This is a genomic window from Halopseudomonas sp. (assembly GCF_036960865.1).
Taxonomy (GTDB): domain Bacteria; phylum Pseudomonadota; class Gammaproteobacteria; order Pseudomonadales; family Pseudomonadaceae; genus Halopseudomonas.
On the sequence record NZ_JBALWE010000022.1, the window covers coordinates 1 to 689 of the forward strand.

The window sequence follows — 689 nt, forward strand, 5'->3', positions numbered from 1 at the left end:
CCTGAAAGGCCGGAACGAACTTTATGTTCTGGTTAGGCAGTTTCTGACTCGTCAGTGATAGAAAAGTCTGGCCCAAGCTCCTTCCGAAGCTGATGCAAAAAATGTTGGCAGGCCGCGCCGAAGCTAGCCTGCTCTTGAGCATCCCAAAGCGTAGGGTTCGGCGGATAGCTCCAATCGATACTGGTGTCATGCCAAGCGCAAAGGTAGAGCGCATAGCGCCAAGTGTTCTCAGACAGGGGGAGCGCGCACGACTCAACGGGATAATCCCATTTTTGCAATGCGGCATCGTTTGCGGCCCATAGACAAACATTACTCCCTGGAGAGAAAAAGAATCTAAGAGAGTAAATATGCATGTTGAAGCTCCCTAACGTTTGGTTAAGGGGCGGGCTTTAGCCCGTCCCAGTGAGCGAAGCGAACGGTTTGAACCATTTGTTAGGGCTTCTCATCAGTAGAGGAAAACTCTGGGTAAGCGTGATCCACGCAAATGGCCATGTTTTGCAATGCGGGCTGATTGCACCTTGCCCACGTACATTTTTTGCTGCCGACGCCACCATGAAATTGGATGAAGAACTCTCTTCGATATGGACGATCATCAAATGATGGCCAAATTTCTGGCTGCGACACTTTTATAGCAAAGTCAGATCTATCGTCTACATCAAGCTGCCAGTATGTTTTGCACTCGCTGCATT

Annotated in this window: 1 protein-coding gene; it reads right to left on the reverse strand. The window is 49.5% G+C overall.

Going from position 1 to position 689, the window contains the following annotated elements; translation table 11 throughout:
• Window positions 1–432 precede the first annotated feature (432 nt).
• A partial coding sequence (locus tag V7747_RS18540) for a hypothetical protein (protein ID WP_335617468.1) occupies window positions 433–689 on the reverse strand: 257 nt, incomplete at its 5' end.